This is a genomic window from Nocardia sp. NPDC019395, from assembly GCF_040632335.1.
Lineage (GTDB): Bacteria > Actinomycetota > Actinomycetes > Mycobacteriales > Mycobacteriaceae > Nocardia.
The window spans coordinates 486,612-504,240 of the sequence record NZ_JBEYBT010000001.1 but is presented as its reverse complement, the minus strand read 5'-3'; the positions used below and the strand labels follow the sequence as shown (position 1 = coordinate 504,240).

Genomic DNA, 17,629 nt, shown 5'->3' with positions numbered 1-17,629 from the left:
ATCGCAGTACGAACGCAGATCAGCGGGACGGACGAACCATCGGCCGGCGATCGTGTTCGCCGGCCTCCCGCTCAGATATCCGGTTCGCGGAGCCGCACCCTGGCCTGTGCGTAGGCGGCCAGCGTCGATTCCCCGATCGTCGCGGTAGCCGGGAAGAATTCGACTCGCACCCCCTGCCGGTCGAGCAGGTCGTCGGTCCACCGCTCCCGGATCCGCGGATCGACTCCGCTGAGGTACAGCGCGCCGCCGGCCAGGTCGAGGCGGCGCATATAGTCGGCGACCACCGCGAGGAACGTGGCGCTCGCCGACGTTCTGCCACGCAGCCGCAGGATGACGATCGGGGCATGGGCTCCCGTGGGATCGGGCAGATTCGCCTGCAACGTCCGGGCACCGGCGTAGAAGAGACTGCCGTACACATCGAGGATGACGATCTCGCGATCGGCGAGCCGGACGGGTGCGGGAACCTCCACCAGACGCCCGTTCTCGACCCGCAGCCGGACCACTTTCAGGTCCAGCGCCTCGCGGTTCAACTGCAGGACCAGCGATAGCGCCACCCCGATACCCACCGCCGCGGTCACCGGGAGCAGCAGCGTGGCCAGGAACGTCGCCCCGAGTGCGATGCGCGAGGTCGAACCGCTGCTCCAGATCGCGGAAAGCCCCGTCGGTTCCAGCGCGCCGGATGCCGCCACGATCAGGATCGCCGCCAGCGTCGGCATCGGCACCTTGCCGACCAGCGGGGCGAAGGCGACGAGAATCCCCAGTAACCACACTCCGGACAGGATCCCGCCCCAGCGAGTACGCGCCCCGGCGGTGGAGTTCAACGCCGTCTGCCCGAGCGAACCCCCGACCGGCATCCCGCGGAACAGGGCCGCCGCGATACTTCCGATACCTTGGGCGGCGAAATCGCGGTTCGGGTCGGAGTGTGAACCGTCTCGGTTCGGGACAGCCTGGGCAACGCCGGCACCCTGGACCAGGACGATGACACTGACCGCGGCGGCGCCACCGACCAATGAGGGGGTCAGCGTGGCGAGATCGGGAATATGCGGCCACGGAAACCCACTCGGAATCGCACCGACATCGGATACCCGGGTCACCGAATCCCAGCCGAAACCGATCATGAGCGCGGTCGGGAACACCAGCGCGGCGAGCGCGGCGAACAACCGCAGCCGGGTCCGGGCCAGCACGAGAAGGAGCCCCAGCGAGAACAGGCCGACCACAAGGGAGGGAAGGTCTATCTCGCGCGGGTGGGTGACGACGTGGACCGCCTTCAGCAACGCGATCGACGAATCGGCCGCGACCCCGGTCAGCTGCGCCAGCTGACCGAAGACGATATTCGCCGCGATCCCGGCCAGGAACCCGGTCATCACCGAATGTGAGACGAACCGCGTATAGCGGCCCAGCCGCAGTACCGAGGCGGCGAGCATGACACAGCCCGCGAACAGCGTCAGCAGAACGAGCGCGGCGGACCGCTGCTCTGGCGCGACCCCGGTCAACGCCGATCCCGCGGCCAGCGCCGACGCGCTCGTCGCCGTCACCACCATCAACCGGGTACTGGTGGCGAAACTGCCGAACAGCCGGCCCCCCATACTGGCGTACAGCCCGTGAACCGGGCTCACCCCGGCCAGCGCCCCCGCTGCCATCCCGTCCGGCACGCTTGCCACCGCACCGGACAACCCGGCGATCACATCGGCTCGCTGGATCCGCTCATCGGGCAGGACCCGGCGAATCCGCTGAAGTACGCGTTTCATGGCGGAACGACCCCGCGGCCCGCCGAGCCGGGGACGCCCGTCCTCACCTTCGGGGACACCAGGGTCCACCTATCCGGACAACCGGTGCCAGGCCACCGGATACACAGGCGGCCACCGCGCCGGACAACGGCACCGCAGCGCCGGCTCCGCAGCGCCCGGACGCTGACGGCACGGTCCGCGCCGCTACTTCCCGACGATGCATGACGTCACCTTCGCGTACCGGACAGCGCCGTCGCATCACCCGATCAGGGTGATCACAACCTTTCGGCGGACACGACACGACCGCTGCTACCCGATCCCGCCCACACGCCGGGCGGCGTTTACGCGATCCCGCCCCGGGTACGGCATCCGGTGACACCGGATCGGCGGCACAGCGACGGCGCCGATCGGAGCAACGGGAGGTGTGAAGCTATGGCAATCTGCGATACCTGCGGCAACGACTACGCCGGGACCTTCACCGTGAGTCGTGACGGACAGTCGTGGACCTTCGACAGCTTCGAATGCGCGGCGAACGAACTCGCCCCGGTCTGCGCGCACTGCAGCTGCCGCATACTCGGCCACGGTGTCGAGGCGGGCGCACAGATATTCTGCTGTGCGCATTGCGCCCGGCGAGCGGGGCACGAATCCCTTGCCGATCACGCCTAGCCGAGACACCCGAGAGAGGACAGGCGGGATCGCACCGCGTGCCGGCCGGGATATTCACTCCAGCCGCCGACGCGCCCGTTCCAGTTCGGTTGTGGCGGCGCGGAACGCCCGGCGCGCGGCGCGTTCGGCATTACGAGCGAAACGGAGCCGGTCCTCGGCCGCGACGAGCTCGGCACGTAGTTGCGCGAGCCGCTCCTCACTGCGCCGGAGATCTTCACCGGCCTGCCGTGCTTCCGCTTCGGCGGCATCCGATATGGCCTGTGCCCGATCCCTCGCTGCCCGTAGTTCTTCTTGCCGCACGCGCTCCCGGGACTCGTCGTCATCCGTCCGCCCGCTCACCGGCCGTTTCGCGGGCACCGCGGGCGCACTCGAGCTGCTTTGTGTCGCAGCGGAATCCGTTGTCTCCCGGACTACCGTCAGACCGGGCTCCACCGGCCCGAAACCGGCGTAACTCGCCGCCGAGGCGAGTGTCGCGGTGCGCACCTTCCCGGCTACTTCCGGGTCCGCGAGGGCGGCGGTCAGGGTCTCGCCGACCTGCCTCAGTACGGCATCGGTCACCTGCTGCCCGTACTGCGCGGCCACCGTACGGGCACGTTCGGCCAGCGCGTCGACCACCTGCCGGCGCTGCCGTGTCAACAGACGTAGTTGTTCTCCGGATAATTCTCGCTGGGCGGTGCGCAGATCGTCGCCCAGCAGCAGCAATGCCTCCACCTCGCCGGGTGCCGCGCGTACCAGCATATTGACCACCCAGGCCGCCACTGTCGGCTTGCGCAGTGCCGCGATTTCCGCGCCGAGCGCCTTGTCCCCCGCTCTCCTGGCGGCCCGCGCCTGTTCGTCGCGGGCGGCGACGAACTCTCCCGGAGCTCGGCCGTACAGGTCCGCGGCCACCTCGGCCAATGTCATGCTGCCGGCACCCGGCTGAACAATCCGGCAGGTGCCGCTGCGGGCGGACGTACCTCGGCCATCCGGGAAGATTAGGCATTTCGCCCGGCATTTTCGACCGGTACGGCAGGCTCTGGTCCATAAATTTTCCCAATCGGAATCCGCGGCACAACGCATTGCCGCGATATGCACCTGGACAGGCGTCGGTGTGCGAGATCTCGACGGCCGGAGCCGCTCGGCCTGTCGTTTCGATGTCACTATCCGGTAGTCGGCCGTTCACCGGAAGGCCGACTGATGGAAACTGGGGAGATGGGTGCCCCCACTGTCGAGGCGCCGACCCGGCAACGGCCTCGCCGGCTGCTGCGCAGTAGCGTGTGGTCGGCCTATCTGCTGGCGCTGGCGGTGGTCACAGTCCTGTTCGGACTGCCGACCGACAGGATCTACCAGGCGCTGTGGATCGTCGCCGGTATCGCCGCGTTCAATCCCGATCGCCCGTGGCGCGAGCATATGCGCACCCTGATCGATTGGATCCCGCTGATCGCCGCGCTGGTGGTCTACGACCACACCCGCGGTATCGCCAACACCCTCGGTATGCCGGTACGGGTGGAAGAACTGGTCACGGTGGAAAGCTGGTTGTTCGGCGGGACCATTCCGACGGTATGGCTGCAGGAGCACCTCACTCCGAACGGTGAGCACCCCTGGTGGACCTTGTTGACAGGAATGGTCTATACCAGCCATTTCGTGGTGCCGTGGCTGATCGCCGCGATTTTCTATGTGCAGTCCAGGGAGCGCTGGTCCAAGTACATGCGCCGGGTCATCCTGCTGTCCTGTCTCGGTCTGCTGACCTATGTCCTGCTGCCCGCCGCTCCCCCGTGGTTCGCGGCCCGCGCGGGGGTGATCCCGGTCGAGGTCCATCGGGGTACCGGATTCGGCTTCCGCCTGGTATCGGTGGATATCGTCGGGGACTGGCTGGCCGCACAGGGCAATCCGGTCGCCGCGATGCCGTCGCTGCACGCCGCGTTCGCGCTGCTCGTATCGGTCGCCCTGTGGCCGTTGGCCCGGCGGTGGTGGTGGCGGGTCCCGCTGGCACTGTTCCCGCTCGCGATGGCATTCACGCTGGTCTACGGGGGCGAACACTATGTCGTGGACGTTGTGGCCGGTTGGGCATACGTCGGGTTGACGATCCTGCTCGCCCGGGCGTGGGAGCGCCGGAGACGCCCCACCGGGCCGGACCCGGAACCGGCGCCATAGCCGCTTGCGGCGAGAAGCGGACCGGCCGCGCACACGCTATCTCTCGTCGTCGCGGCGCTCGCCCCACGGAGCGAGCAGCAGATCGCAGGCCCGGCGCATATCGGCCGCGGCTTCCGCCGCGCCCAGCTGACCGGCCGTCGCCCACGTCATGATCCCGTAGGCACACTGTTCGGCCAGCCGGGCCAGCTGATGATCCCCGGCGTCCGGTTCGGCGATACCGGCGACGGCGATGATCCGATCGCGCATCGTGGTATCGGCCGCGACCGTCCCGGCGGACCGGACGGCATTCACCGATACCACCATGGCCCGGCCGAGCAGCGGACGCCGCAGTAACTGGGTGACGGCATTCTCCAGGAAGTCCGCCACCGCACCCACTGGATCGCCGGGGCGCCCCGCGGGCGGCGGCAACTCCGTGACCGCGGCCTCCAGCACTCCCGAATACAGGTGATGTTTGGACGGGTAGTAGCGGTACAGCGTGCCGAGCGCGACCCCCGCCGCCGTGGCGACATCGGACATCTGGACCCGTTCGAGGCCCAGATCCGCACCGAGGCGTGCGGCGGCGCGCAGGATGGCCCGCCGCCGTGCGTGCTGACTCGTGGTGGTCGGGCGGCCGGGTTCACGCGGCTGCGCTATCCGTGGCACTGTGCACCTCCTTGGGAAAACTAGAATTCACTCTAGTAATTTTCCGGATCCGGTTGTAGAACTGGGTGAGGCCGGATCGCGGACCTCGAACGGAGACAGAGCAATGACGAACATCGACCCCGCGCGCTACGGCCCCTGGGCGGTGATCACCGGCGGATCCGAAGGAGTCGGACGGGCCATGGCACTGCGGCTCGCACACACCGGTATCCACCTCCTGCTGGTGGCCCGCCGGGCAGGCCCGCTGGAGGATACGGCCGCGGAATGCCGTGCCCTGGGCGTCCGGGTCCGCACCCTCGCGACTGATCTGAGCAGCCCGGACGCGGCAGCGGCGGTGCAGGCCGCGGTATCCGATATCGAGGTCGGGTTGCTGGTGCACAACGCCGGCGCCAACACGCACAGCGCCGATTTCCTGGACGGCGATCTCGCCGCCTTCCAGCAGGTGATCGATCTCAACATCACCACTCCGCTGGCCCTGATCTCCGGATTCGGTGCGGCGATGCGGGACCGGGGCCGGGGCGGCATCGTGCTGGTGGGTTCGCTGGCCGGATATCTGGGCTCGCGGCGGCACACGGTGTACGGAGGGGTGAAGGCCTTCGGGCGGATTTTCGCCGAAAGCCTCTGGCTCGAACTGCGCGAATACGGCGTCGATGTCCTCGAACTGGTACTCGGAGTGACCCGGACACCGGCGATGGAGCGGGTCGGTCTCGATTTCGATATTCCTGGCATGCCCGTGTCCGAACCCGACGAGGTCGCCGCCGAGGGACTCGCGGCACTCGGGCAGGGCCCGGTACATATCGTGGCCGCTCACGAAAAGCTGGCGATCCGCCGCGGCGACCCCGATCGCGCGGCCGCGGTGCTGGGTGCCGACCGGATGATGCGGCGGCTCATCGGGGCGGTCGAGGAGCGGGATCGGTGAGGATCGGACTGTCCACCCCTATCGTGGTCCAGGTTCCCGGCGTCGCTTCGCCCTGGGAATCCGATGCCGGCCCGGCCGAACTCGCCCGGGTCGCCGAAACAGCCGACGCACTCGGTTTCGACCATCTGACCTGCTCCGAACATATCGTCGTACCCGCCGCGGACGCACCGGTCCGCGGCGCCACCTATTGGGACCCGCTGGCCACACTGTCGTACCTGGCCGCGCGGACCACGCGGATCAGATTGGCGACTTCGGTCGTTGTGCTGGGCTACCACCATCCGCTCGCACTGGCCAAGCGCTACGGAACACTCGACCGGCTCAGCGGTGGGCGGGTGGTTCTGGGTGTGGGCGTCGGATCGTTACGCGCCGAATTCGACCTGCTCGATGCCGAATGGCCGGAACGCGGTGCCGCCGCCGACCGCGGCCTCGCCGGGTTACGCGCCGCGTGGGGTCGCCGCGAAGTCGGCGAGTTCGTCATCGACCCGCACGCGGTATCGACGGCCGCACCCATCTGGGTGGGCGGCCGCACCCGCCGCTCGCTGCGCCGCGCCGTCGAATTGGGCACCGGCTGGGTCCCGTTCGGTCTGTCGGCCGCCGATACGGCCGACTATCTGCGGCAAGTGAATCCGCCGCCCGGTTTCGAAGTGGTGCTGAACCCGGGTCGCGCACTCGATCCGACCGGCGATCCGGAAGGCACCCGGCGCCGGCTGAGCCGGCTGCGCGACAGCGGTGCCACCGTCGTCAATTGTTCCCTGCGCGCCACCGATATCGACCACTACTGCACGCAACTCGCGGCCCTGTACACCACGGCCGCGCGACTCTGATGGATACGACGGAAGGACGGCCATGGACGACGAACGACTGACCCGCTTGGAGCAACGGGTCCGCCGCCTGGAGGACGAGGTGGAAATCACCCGGCTGGTGGCCGCCTACGGTCCGTTCGTCGACGCCGGCGCGGCCGCGGCAGTGGCGGAACTGTGGACCGAGGACGGCGAATACGACGTCGAAGGCTGGCATATGCGCAACCGCGCGGAGATCCGGGCGATGGTCGAATCCGACGCGCATCAGTCGCTGATCGAGGCCGGATGCACCCATTTCCTCGGTCCGGCGCACGTCGTCGTCGACGGCGACGAGGCGCTGGCTGTCTGCGAATCACTGCTGGTGCGCCGCCGCGACGACGGATACCGGGTGTGGCGTGCGGGCGCGAACAGGTTCGAACTCGCCCGCACGCCACAGGGCTGGAAGATCACCCGGCGCGTCACTCGCGCCCTGAACGGTGCGGCGGAGGCCCGCGATCTGCTGAGTCCGGCATAACCGGGAGCCGGCGCACAGCGAACGCGGCAGCTACAGCGGCATGAGGTGATGTTTGCGCGGACCGTGCCGAACGGACTTGTCCCGCAGCAGGCGTAGCGCTTTACGGAGCTCCAGCCTGGTCTGCGACGGTTCGATCACCGCGTCGATATACCCGCGTTCGGCGGCCGTCCACGGTGTGGCGACCGCGGCATTGTAGAAATCGACCATCTGCTGCCGCAGCGCCGGCCGTGCTTCGTCCGATACGGCGGCGAGCTGCCGGCGCTGGGTGAGTCCGACGGCGGCTTCGGCGCCCATAACGGCGATACGAGCGGTCGGCCAGGCCAGATTGATATCGCCGCCGAGCTGTTTACAGCCCATCACCGCATAACCGCCCCCGTAGGCTTTGCGCACCACGACGGTGACGATCGGAACCGTCGCCTCGACAACGGCATAGAAGAACCGGCCGCCACGTTTGATGACACCGATCTTCTCCTCTTCGACTCCGGGCAGAACGCCCGGCGTATCGACCACGAACACCAGCGGGATCCCGAATGCGTTGCAGAGCCGGATGAAATGTGCCGCTTTGTCCGAGCTGCGGGCATCGATAGCACCGCTGTACACCTGCGGCTGATTAGCGACGACGCCGACGCTGCGGCCGTCGACGCGGGCGAATCCGGTGATCATATTGCGCGCTGCGCTGTCACCCATCTCATGGAATTCGCCGTCGTCGAAGATCCGCAGCAGAACCTCGTACATGTCGTAGCCGGCCCTGTCGGAATCCGGTATGAGGGTATCGAGTTCGCGATCGGAGGCGGTGATCTCGGGTTCGAGGCCGGGGTTGATCAGCGGCGGCTGTTCGAAGCAGTTCGACGGCATGAAGCTCAGATACGCTCGCGCCCAAGCGAACGCCGCCGCCTCGTCCCGCGCGACGTGATGGATATTGCCGTTACGGGCCTGGTTGAACGCGCCGCCGAGCTCCTCGGGCGTGATCTCCTCGCCGGTGGTCTCGCGGATGATCTCGGGACCGGTCACGAACATATAGGCGGATTCGGTGGCGATCAGGACATCGGTGTTGATCGGGGAGTACACGGCACCGGCCGCGCATTTGCCGAGCATCACCGATACCTGCGGCACCACCCCGGACAATCCCAGCTGCCGCCGGCTCATGGCGGCATACCAGGCGAGTGAGGTCACCGCATCCTGTACCCGGGCGCCGCCGGAATCGTTGATGGCCACGAACGGGCATCCGATCTCGGCGGCCAGGTCCATGGCCGCGGCGACCTTACGGCCGAACATCTCGCCCACCGACCCGCCGAATACCGTCTGGTCGTGGGCGATCACCACCGCCGGGCGGCCGTCGACCGTGCCACGACCGGTGACCACACCGTCGCCGTAGAGGCTGTCATCGGCGCCGGGTTGCCTGACCAATGCCCCGATTTCGATAAAACTGCCCTTGTCCAGGAGCATGGCGATACGTTCGCGGGGGCTGGGGATTCCTTTCGCCGCACGTTTGGCGACACCTGCCGAGCCCGCCGGTTCCTGCGCGACTGTCAGATTCTCCCGCAGTTGCTTCAGTTTCGCAGCGGTCGTCGTCTCCACGTATGCACGCCCTTCGTCGTCTCGGCCGAGCTCTCGATTTCGCTGTATCGAAGCGACATTAGCTCGAAGAGACGAGTACACAACGATGTGCACCGCAATAGACTCCCGGGCATGTCGTCTACTGCAATACATCGCGCACCGGAATCGAGCTATCAGCAGCGAAGTGGCCGTGCGCTCGAAGAACGGACGAAAGCGATGATCGTAGCGGCCGCCGAGCAACTGATGACAGCCCGGATTGCCGAGACGGGTACCGAGGACGCGCTCACGCATATGACGACAGCCGATATCTGCGCGCACGCACGCGGATATATCCGGCGCGACGGCAGCGAGGGCCCGATTCCGAAGGCCACCATGTGGAAGCATTTCAAGACCGTCGAAACGCTCGCGGCCGCGGTGATCGACACCATGACCGCCGCGAACAGACCGGTCCCGGAGCAGATCGTCGCCTTGGCCGCGGGCTCCGGAACGCCCCGGAGCCCACGGGACAGCGTGGATACGAAACGACTCGAAGCACGTTTCGCCGGCCGGCACTACGACCTCGGTCAGCTGGAGGAACAGTTCGACCGAGCGGCCTCCCGTGACGAACGCGCCGATATGCTCTACTGGGCAGCCGAACTCGCCGATCGCGGACTGCGAGACCGTCGGCGTGGTGATCGAGCCCGGGTGGCCGCCGCCCGAGACTGGGCGCAACGCGGAATGCGGCTGGTCGATCTCGGCTCGCGCCTCGACTGCATGGTGGGGATCCGCTGTGCCCGCGCGGCAGCCACGGCCGAAGCGGTGCTCTCGCGAAAACCGGATTACGAGCCCACCGGTCTCAGCCGGATCCGCTCGATCAAGGAAAGGGAACTCGCGTTCGCCGATGCTCTCGGCTGGGACCTCCACAGCCTGCTGGCCCGTTTCCGAATCGACCACGCCCGTGCCCTCACCGAGGAAGATCCGGAGCGTGAAATGCAGTCCTTGCACGATATCGCCACGGCGCTACCGGCACTGGGTGGTACGGATTCCCCACGCACCCGGGAAGCCCCGGATCGCGTACAGGCCGACGAACTCGCCGAGATCATCGCCGGGCTCTGCCGTATCGATATGGCCTACGCCGGCGACTCCGAGCACGGCCACCTGTTCGCCGCCCTGTTCGGCGAGAGTGCCACCACCCTGGCCCAGGGCCTGATTGCCTGTTTCCCGGCGTCGACCGGTGAACGCCGGCGACACGCCGGCAATGCCCGCGCGCTCCTGCGCCTCCGTGAATTCGCTCGCCGGACCGACCGTGCGGCCGACGCGACCGGGATCGCCGCGGACGTTGCGAGCTACCGGAAGGCCGCCGTCGACCTGCTCCGTACCGCGGAATTCGGGCCCCTGCGCGATATTCTGGTCGCGCAGTACCTCACCGCGAAAGCGCGGTCTCTCGCGCTGCCGGACAGTGGACCGCACGATGCGAGCGGCGAGGCGGCGCACAGCTCGATCGTCCACCCGAAGCCGGCCAGTCTGATTCAGGCCGCCGTTCAGTTCTACGACCATGCCGCCGGCGTGACCAGTCCGCGCGGGTCCGCCGGAATCCTGCGTCACCGGGCCGCTCGGGCCGGCGCGGAACTGCGACGATCGATCCCGTCGGTACCCGGCCCGCAAACCACCGGCACCCCGTGCCCGGCCGACAGCGAATTCGACAGTATCGCCAAAGCGATCAACGATCTCGTGCTCATCATCATCAGCCGCCGGAGCAGATTCACCGATGCCGAGGTCGCGCAACTGCTCGAGATGGTCGACCCGATGTACTACTACATCACCGCCGGCCGGAACTGAACGCGGCGCCGGAGAGGTCCGCAGCACCCGGCGCAGAACGAGTCACGCTCATCGGTGAAGTACCGGAATCGCGCCGGTCTTCCCTGCGGGCATCGCAGACATTACCGGACAAACCGGGCAACGACACCCTCCGGATTCGCACCACCGACCGGCAGCGAACCCGGCTCCGTTCCGATCCGACACGACAGCTCACACCTGCAACATGTGAATCGCACGGTGTGATCCAGCCCGCGATCGGCCAACGTTTGCCCACGAAGCCCACGGGTAGTCATCCAAAGGAATGCTCTCGTCGTAGTCGGGCCCTCCGGGTCGTGTGCGGGGAGGGGGCGGCAGGACGGGTAACAGGTGGCTAGGAGAGTTGGGTGTCGGTAGTTCTCGTGCTTCAGGCACGCGGTCTCGGTGAGCTGCTCACCGCTGTTCCGGCGTTGCGTGCCCTGCGACGGGCCCGGCGAAACGATCACCTCGTGCTCGCCACCCCGCATCGGCTGCGGCCCATCGTCGATGTGATCGCGCTGGTGGACGAGATGATCCCCATTGCCGACCCGCAGGGGCTGCGCTGGGACGGGCCGCCGCCGAAGCTCGCCGTCAATCTGCACGGCGCCGAGGCCACGCCGATCGTAGAACTCACCAAGACGGGTGCAGCGGATCCTCACCTACCGTAATCCGGCGTTCCCGGAAATCCCCGGACCGGATTGGCACGAGGACCGGCATCCGATCGACCGCTGGTGTCATCTACTGGAATTCGACGGGATCGGGGCGGATCGGCGGAACCTCGGCCTGGTCCCGCCCGTGGCCACCACCAGCCACCGCGAATCCGTGGTCGTGCACGTCGGCGCGGGCGCTGCCGCGCGCCGCTGGCCCGCCGACCGGTTCGCGGCGGTTATCCGGCATCTACTGGTGCTGGGTCACGAGGTGGTGCTCACCGGTGACGACGGCGATCGCGAGCGCGCTCTCGGTATCGCGGCCCGGGCCGGGCTGGGGAGTCACCGGGTGCTGGCCGGAAACCAGAATCTCATCGAACTGTCGGCCACCGTCGCCGAAGCGTCGGTGGTGCTGTGCGGAGACACCGGTGTCGCCCATCTCGCGACCGCTTTCGGTACCCGCACGGTGCAACTGTTCGGCCCTACCTCGCCGGCGGAGGGCGGACCGCCCGGGCATCTGCTCAACCGGCACGAGGTCCTGTGGGCGGGCCGCACCGGCGACCGCGAGGCCGCCACGCCCGATCCCGGTCTGCTGCAGATCGGCGCCACCGAGGTGGTCGCGGCGCTGGACCGGCAGTTGGGTAAACGGCGGGGCGAGGCCGGGGTCACCAGTTCGGCGTACCGCCGCGTGGGCTGATCCGCGGATGGCCGAGCCGGCTCATTCGCGGCGACGGGCATCGGTCAGCGCGGCGTTATAGGCGGCGAGGGCGCTCGGCCAGAACTGTTCCAGGTAGTCACGGGCGTCGCCGAGACCGCGGGGGTCCAGCGAGTAGAGCCGCCGGTTGCCTACCGCGCGCACCATCACCAGACGCGCTTCCCGGAGCACTCGCAGATGCTGCGATACGGCCGAACTGCTGATCCCCACCCGTTTCGCCAACTCCCCCACTGATCGCGGCCCGGACGGCAACGCTTCGAAAATCGCCCGCCGGGTGGGGTCGGCCAGGGCGATCAGCGGCGCAGCTCTGTTAGCGACCACTCATACAGTGTCTCCATTGGGACGACACCCGGTCAAACCCTGGCAAATGTCTCATTTGTGCAGCTAGAACCCCGGAACTTCCGATTTCGTTACCGTTCGGTAATAAGCGACCTGGGCTTTTGGACCCCCGTGACGGTAACCACAGGATTGCTGCGAGTGCGTTACGGTCCCCTAGCTTGTTAAGCATGCCCGTGACCCTTCCGTTACCTTTCCGCAAGCTCACGGTGCCGTCGATCGGCCGTCGTCGCGTAACGACGCAGGTTGTCGCCACCACGACCGCGCTCTGCGCCGGATTCGGCCTCTTCGCCGCAGGAGCCGATTCCGATAACGAAAAGATCAACCCCGTAGCCGCGACCTCGTCCGCGCAACCGGCTGCCCAGGTGCCCGGCGAACAGCAGGCACCCGCTCCTGCCCCCGCGGCCGCGGCGCCGAACGCGCCTACCGCGGAACCTGTCGCGTTCCCGTTCCCCGAGCCGCCCCGGCCCACCACCGTACGCCCCGTCGACGCCGTCGTGAGCTCAGGTTTCGGCGCGCGCTGGGGTACGGCCCACAACGGGATCGACTTCGCCGGCCAGATGGGCGCACCGATCAAATCGGTGACCGACGGCGTGGTGATCGAGGCCGGTCCGGCCACCGGATTCGGCCTGTGGGTCCGCGTCCAGCAGGACGACGGCACCGTCGGCGTGTACGGCCATATGCAGGACATCCTGGCGCAGGTCGGACAGCCGGTCCGCGCCGGTGATGTGATCGCGACGGTCGGCGCCCGCGGCCAGTCCACCGGACCGCACCTGCACTACGAGGTCCACGATCCCGGCCTCGGCAAAATCGACCCGGCGCCGTGGTTCGCCGCGCGCGGTATGGATGTGAACAACTTCCCCGGCTAGACCCTACCCACGGCCCATCCCGACGGCCGGTGACGGTACCGGGGTACCGCAGGTACCCCGGTCCGGAGCGGGACGCCTCGAACGGGTTCCCGTTCCTACCGTCGGTCCATGCCCGAAATCTTCCTTCCCGGTGTGCCGGAACATCCCGGCCGCCCCACAGTCTCCGATCTTCGTCGGGTGATCGGAAGCCTGCACCGGCCATTGCTGCTCTGTTCCGCGGCAATGGCCGGTCTGGTGCTTTTCGGCCTGGTCGCCATGGTTTTCGACCACCGGCAACTACTCGGCGAATCGGTATGGCTCAAACCGGCGAAGTTCGGGCTGGCCTTCTTCCTGTATTCGCTCACCCTGGCGTGGCTACTGTCGCTACCCCATCCGGGCCGGCGCTTCACCTGGTGGCTCGGACTGGTTTTCGCTGTCACCGGAATCGTGGACGTGGGATTCGTGGTGCTGCAGGCCGCACGGGGAACCTTCAGCCATTTCAACACCGAGACAGACACGGTGAACGAAATCGGGCAGATGGTATTCGCTTCGGGTGTGCCCGGCCTGTTCGTTGCGAATCTGTTGATCGCCGTAATCGTTTCGATACGCCCGGGCGCGGATCGGCCGACTGTGTGGGCAATTCGCGGCGGGCTGATACTCGCCGTCGTCTCGATGGCACTCGGGTACCTCATGGGCTTCACCGGCACCCAGCTCACCCGCACTGCGGACGGCCGGCTGGTGGAGTTGGCCGCCGGGCACACCGTCGTCGACGCGGACACCCGGCAGGCCGTGGCGGCACCCGACGCGGTCGCCGGTATGCCGATCACCCACTGGAGCACTCTCGGCGGGGATCTGCGGATCCCGCATTTCGTGGGGTTGCACGGAATCCAGATCCTCCTGACGGCCGTCGTACTGCTGGCCTGGGCCGCGACACGCTACCCGCGGCTGCGCCCGCCGCGCACGCGGAGCCGGCTGATCGGGGCGACGATACTCGGCTGGGGCGGGCTCCAGGCGATCACCTTCTGGCAGGCGATGCGCGGACAGCCACTCATATATCCCGATACCGCCACGATGCTCGCGCTGCTCACGCTGATCGTGCTGGTCACAGGCTGTGTCGCGGCCACCCTGTGGGCTACACGGACGGCGCGATCCGAGCCGATGAAAAATGGCCCGGCGCAGCTCGTGGTGCCGGATCGTCCGGCACCGCTCACCGAAACCGTTCCGCGTCCCGGGCGAGTTCGACCAGAACTGCGCTGAGGCGCGCGAGCTCGGCGCCGTCGGCACCTTCGTCGACAGCCGTCGCCACATCTTCGGCGGCGCAGCGCGCGGCGAACCAGCGGTCCGCGAGAGACGCGGCCTCGGCGGCACTCAGCACCACCGAATCGGCGGGGATTCCAGTGCCCTTCACATTGTTGCGATGCTCATAGGCACGCTGGCGGCAGGACTGCCGGCAGTACCGGCGCCGCCGCCCCGCTTCCGTATCAACGATTTCCCGACCACACCACAGACAGGACTGCAACCGGCGCGACATGACCCGACACCCTAATAGGCCCTCTCGCAGCAGCACACACCGCACACCGCGCAGCGCCCGGCGGGCGACGCCGTACAATTACAAGGCTCTCCCGAACTGGGAACGGATCGACCCTCGCGAACGTTGACAAGAAACAGGGCGCGCGGCCGGGACCGGCACGAATGCGGATTCGTGTCACCGGGAACGGCTTGCACACGTGACCCGAACGGTCGGCGGAAGGCAACAGCCGGCGAAACGCGAACCCACGAGGTTGGCGATAGAGAAGCACGGGGTCAACCCACCGGTCCGCTCCGGCTCGGGTTCCGGTGCACCGCAGCGGATACGCCTCCCGGCGTATCCGATCCGGTGATCCGGGGCCGAACAGCCGGGAACCCACGGACCCGCGCGCGGTAACGCGCCGACAACACAGAGAGGACCTGTACAGATGGCAGATCGCGTACTCCGGGGCAGCCGGCTCGGAGCGGTGAGCTACGAAACCGACCGCGACCATGATCTGGCTCCGCGCCGGATCGCCCGGTACCGGACCGATAATGGTGAAGAGTTCGATGTCCCGTTCGCCGACGAGGCCGAGATCCCGCCGACCTGGCTGTGCCGGAACGGCCAGGAGGGTGTGCTGCTCGAAGGCAGCACCGTGGAGGCGAAGAAGGTGAAGCCGCCGCGCACGCATTGGGACATGCTGCTGGAACGGCGCAGTAAAGAGGAGCTCGAGGAACTACTCAAGGAGCGGCTGGAACTGCTCAAGACCCGCCGCCGGGGCTGAATCACAGCTCCTGGTCACAGCTCGGGACACCCCGGGCACCGGCTGACAAGGCCGTACCCGCCGGATGATCCGGCGGGTACGGCCTTTGTCGTTTTCGCCGGATTCAGCGGCTGGCGACGCGGCGATACCGCAGCAGCGCCAGCGGCATGGCGATCAACAGGATCACCACCGAGCAGATGATGGCGTATTCGACACAGTGTTCGGCCGGCCAGCCTGTCGGCGCCGCGAACGAGGGTGGCGCGCTGTTGTCGAAAAGTTTCCGGCCGGTCGCGGCGACAGCGGTGATCGGATTCCATTCGGCGATGGTGCGCAGCGGTCCCGGCAGGGTCTGCGCCGATATGAACGCCGAGGAGATGAACGACAGCGGGAACAGCCAGATCAGCCCGGCACTCTGGGCGACCTCGACGTTCGGCGCGAGCAGGCCGGTGAGCGCGCCGACCCACGACATGGCGAATGCGAACAGCAGGATCACTCCATAGGCCAGCAGGGCATCGGCCACGCCGCCTTCGATACTCCAGCCGACGATGTACCCGCAGACGGTCATCACCAGCAGGCTGATCATGCTCACCACCAGATCGGACAGTGTGCGCCCCATCAGCACCGCCAGCCGTGACATGGGCAGTGCGCGCATCCGGTCGATAATGCCCTTCTCCAGATCGCCGGCCAGGCCGACCGTGGTGAACGCGGCACTGAATGCGACGGTCTGCGCCATGATCCCGGCGATCAGGAACTCCCGGTATTCGCCGCCGCCGAGCGAGGCACCGAAGACATAGGCGAACAGGAAGACGAACATCAACGGCTGCACCGTGGCGGTGACCAGCAGTGTGGGCACCCGCATGATGGTGAGCAGGTTGCGGTGCGCCACGATCGCGCTGTCACGAAAGATCCGCAGCCGGGGCTCGGTAGATTTCGGCACCCGGTGCGAAGCGGGCGCGTGGTCCGTATCCGCGGCTTCCTCCTCGGTCCGATCGGTGGTTTCGGGTTCTTCGACCGCGACTTCTGCGGTGCTCACGACATGATCTCCTCAGGTACATCGCTGGTTTCCGATTCGGTATCCGGCAGTGCCGGAGTACCGGTGAGAGAAAGGAAAACGTCGTCCAGGCTCGGGCGGTGTACCCGGGCATCGACGGCCTGTACATCCGCGTCGTCGAGCCGGCGCAATGCTTCGACCATCGTGCGGGAGCCGTCCCCGACCACCACCGACACCTCGTGGACACTCGCCTCGTGCGCGGGTTCGCCGAGGCCGACATCGGCGAGCACCCGCAGAGCGGGCGCCGGATCCTGTCCGGCATCCAGAGTGACGGTGAGCCGGTCCCCGCCGATCGAGGATTTGAGTTCGTCGGACGAACCACGCGCGATGACCCGGCCTTTGTCGATCACCGTGATCTGGTCGGCGAGCCGGTCGGCTTCCTCGAGATACTGGGTGGTCAGCAACACCGTGGTGCCGTCGCGCACGAGATCACCGATAACCCCCCACATATCGGTCCGGGCCCGCGGGTCCAGGCCGGTGGTCGGTTCGTCGAGCACCACCACCGGGGGGCGGGCGATCAGCGCGCCGGCCAGGTCGAGGCGCCGGGTCATACCACCCGAATATGTGCCGGCCCGGCGGTCGGCCGCGTCCTCGAGCCCGAAATCGCGCAGGAGTTCGCGCGCCCGCTCGGCGGCACTGTCCCGGGGCATGCCGTACAGACGCGCGACCATGCGCAGGTTCTCGTAGCCGGTGAGATTGGCGTCCACCGCCGCGTACTGGCCGGAGAGCCCGATCAGGCGCCGGGCAGCCGCCGGATCGTGCAGCACATCGACCCCGGCGACGTGCACCGTTCCGGCGTTGGGACGCAACAGGGTCGTCACGATACGAACGGTGGTGGTCTTACCGGCACCGTTGGGTCCGAGTAGACCCATCACGGTGCCGGCGGGTATTTCGAGATCCACATCATCCAATACACAGATCCGGCCGTAATTCTTCACCAGGCCGGTGATCTGCACCGCGGGCTTCACTGAGCGTTCTCCTTCGTTTCGATACCG

At 67.6% G+C, this 17,629-nt stretch carries 19 protein-coding genes; 11 read left to right on the top strand and 8 right to left on the bottom strand.

Annotated features, from left to right (window positions below; translation table 11 throughout):
* Positions 1-71: 71 nt before the first annotated feature.
* Entirely contained in the window at positions 72-1,748 is a 1,677-nt protein-coding gene (locus ABZ827_RS02280) for a solute carrier family 23 protein (protein ID WP_357231614.1), read from the bottom strand.
* 411 nt (positions 1,749-2,159) lie between these two features.
* Between ABZ827_RS02280 and ABZ827_RS02275 the strand changes: the two genes are divergently transcribed.
* The gene (locus tag ABZ827_RS02275; protein ID WP_357231611.1) at positions 2,160-2,393 is read left to right on the top strand and encodes a hypothetical protein; all 234 of its coding nucleotides are present in this window, start codon (positions 2,160-2,162) and stop codon (positions 2,391-2,393) included.
* A gap of 54 nt (positions 2,394-2,447) precedes the next feature.
* On the opposite strand, the gene ABZ827_RS02270 is transcribed toward ABZ827_RS02275, so the two are convergent.
* Positions 2,448-3,296 (bottom strand): hypothetical protein, encoded by an 849-nt coding sequence (locus ABZ827_RS02270; protein WP_357231608.1) that lies wholly within the window; start codon positions 3,294-3,296, stop codon positions 2,448-2,450.
* Positions 3,297-3,647: 351 nt separating this feature from the next.
* Between ABZ827_RS02270 and ABZ827_RS02265 the strand changes: the two genes are divergently transcribed.
* Positions 3,648-4,526: a phosphatase PAP2 family protein gene (locus tag ABZ827_RS02265; RefSeq protein WP_357234388.1), complete on the top strand. Its 879-nt coding sequence runs from the start codon at positions 3,648-3,650 to the stop codon at positions 4,524-4,526.
* A gap of 36 nt (positions 4,527-4,562) precedes the next feature.
* On the opposite strand, the gene ABZ827_RS02260 is transcribed toward ABZ827_RS02265, so the two are convergent.
* Entirely contained in the window at positions 4,563-5,168 is a 606-nt protein-coding gene (locus tag ABZ827_RS02260; protein ID WP_357231605.1) for a TetR family transcriptional regulator, read from the bottom strand.
* Between the two features lie 103 nt (positions 5,169-5,271).
* Between ABZ827_RS02260 and ABZ827_RS02255 the strand changes: the two genes are divergently transcribed.
* From ABZ827_RS02255 to ABZ827_RS02245, 3 genes are read left to right on the top strand one after another with little or no spacing between them, the layout of a single operon-like run.
* Positions 5,272-6,084, top strand: a complete 813-nt coding sequence (locus ABZ827_RS02255; RefSeq protein WP_357231602.1) for an SDR family NAD(P)-dependent oxidoreductase — start codon at positions 5,272-5,274, stop codon at positions 6,082-6,084.
* Positions 6,081-6,908, top strand: coding sequence for a TIGR03619 family F420-dependent LLM class oxidoreductase (locus ABZ827_RS02250; RefSeq protein WP_357231600.1), 828 nt, complete (start codon positions 6,081-6,083; stop codon positions 6,906-6,908). Before ABZ827_RS02255 ends, ABZ827_RS02250 begins: the two co-directional genes overlap by 4 nt.
* 22 nt (positions 6,909-6,930) lie before the next feature.
* The gene (locus ABZ827_RS02245) at positions 6,931-7,398 is read left to right on the top strand and encodes a nuclear transport factor 2 family protein (protein WP_357231597.1); all 468 of its coding nucleotides are present in this window, start codon (positions 6,931-6,933) and stop codon (positions 7,396-7,398) included.
* 30 nt (positions 7,399-7,428) lie between these two features.
* Here the strand turns inward: ABZ827_RS02245 and ABZ827_RS02240 are convergent, their stop codons facing one another.
* Positions 7,429-8,976 carry an acyl-CoA carboxylase subunit beta gene (locus ABZ827_RS02240; RefSeq protein WP_357231594.1) on the bottom strand — a complete coding sequence of 516 codons (1,548 nt, stop codon included), beginning with the start codon at positions 8,974-8,976 and terminating at the stop codon, positions 7,429-7,431.
* A gap of 111 nt (positions 8,977-9,087) precedes the next feature.
* On the opposite strand from ABZ827_RS02240, the gene ABZ827_RS02235 reads away from it, so the two are divergent.
* The 3 genes from ABZ827_RS02235 to ABZ827_RS02225 all read left to right on the top strand — a co-directional run bounded on the left by ABZ827_RS02235 (position 9,088) and on the right by ABZ827_RS02225 (position 12,111).
* The gene (locus ABZ827_RS02235; RefSeq protein WP_357231591.1) at positions 9,088-10,773 is read left to right on the top strand and encodes a hypothetical protein; all 1,686 of its coding nucleotides are present in this window, start codon (positions 9,088-9,090) and stop codon (positions 10,771-10,773) included.
* Positions 10,774-11,135: 362 nt separating this feature from the next.
* Complete coding sequence (locus ABZ827_RS02230; RefSeq protein ID WP_357231588.1) at positions 11,136-11,435, top strand: hypothetical protein; 300 nt, start codon at positions 11,136-11,138, stop codon at positions 11,433-11,435.
* The gene (locus tag ABZ827_RS02225) at positions 11,410-12,111 is read left to right on the top strand and encodes a glycosyltransferase family 9 protein (RefSeq protein ID WP_357231585.1); all 702 of its coding nucleotides are present in this window, start codon (positions 11,410-11,412) and stop codon (positions 12,109-12,111) included. The genes ABZ827_RS02230 and ABZ827_RS02225 overlap by 26 nt, the downstream gene beginning before the upstream one ends.
* A gap of 21 nt (positions 12,112-12,132) precedes the next feature.
* Here the strand turns inward: ABZ827_RS02225 and ABZ827_RS02220 are convergent, their stop codons facing one another.
* A complete protein-coding gene (locus tag ABZ827_RS02220; RefSeq protein ID WP_357231582.1) occupies positions 12,133-12,450 on the bottom strand; it encodes a metalloregulator ArsR/SmtB family transcription factor in 318 nt (105 codons plus the stop codon).
* Between the two features lie 185 nt (positions 12,451-12,635).
* On the opposite strand from ABZ827_RS02220, the gene ABZ827_RS02215 reads away from it, so the two are divergent.
* Together ABZ827_RS02215 and ABZ827_RS02210 are read left to right on the top strand one after the other, a co-directional pair.
* A complete protein-coding gene (locus tag ABZ827_RS02215; protein ID WP_357231579.1) occupies positions 12,636-13,334 on the top strand; it encodes a M23 family metallopeptidase in 699 nt (232 codons plus the stop codon).
* A 108-nt stretch (positions 13,335-13,442) separates the two neighbouring features.
* Positions 13,443-14,570 carry a hypothetical protein gene (locus ABZ827_RS02210; RefSeq protein ID WP_357231576.1) on the top strand — a complete coding sequence of 376 codons (1,128 nt, stop codon included), beginning with the start codon at positions 13,443-13,445 and terminating at the stop codon, positions 14,568-14,570.
* On the opposite strand, the gene ABZ827_RS02205 is transcribed toward ABZ827_RS02210, so the two are convergent.
* Positions 14,521-14,844 (bottom strand): hypothetical protein, encoded by a 324-nt coding sequence (locus tag ABZ827_RS02205; RefSeq protein ID WP_357231573.1) that lies wholly within the window; start codon positions 14,842-14,844, stop codon positions 14,521-14,523. The two genes, ABZ827_RS02210 and ABZ827_RS02205, sit on opposite strands and share 50 nt — an antisense overlap.
* Before the next feature lie 424 nt (positions 14,845-15,268).
* Here ABZ827_RS02205 and ABZ827_RS02200 point away from each other — a divergent pair, with 424 nt between their 5' ends.
* Entirely contained in the window at positions 15,269-15,604 is a 336-nt protein-coding gene (locus ABZ827_RS02200) for an RNA polymerase-binding protein RbpA (RefSeq protein ID WP_357231570.1), read from the top strand.
* Positions 15,605-15,707: 103 nt separating this feature from the next.
* Here the strand turns inward: ABZ827_RS02200 and ABZ827_RS02195 are convergent, their stop codons facing one another.
* Positions 15,708-16,490 carry an ABC transporter permease gene (locus tag ABZ827_RS02195; protein WP_357234385.1) on the bottom strand — a complete coding sequence of 261 codons (783 nt, stop codon included), beginning with the start codon at positions 16,488-16,490 and terminating at the stop codon, positions 15,708-15,710.
* Between the two features lie 122 nt (positions 16,491-16,612).
* Positions 16,613-17,602 (bottom strand): ATP-binding cassette domain-containing protein, encoded by a 990-nt coding sequence (locus tag ABZ827_RS02190; RefSeq protein WP_357231567.1) that lies wholly within the window; start codon positions 17,600-17,602, stop codon positions 16,613-16,615.
* Positions 17,603-17,629: the final 27 nt, after the last annotated feature.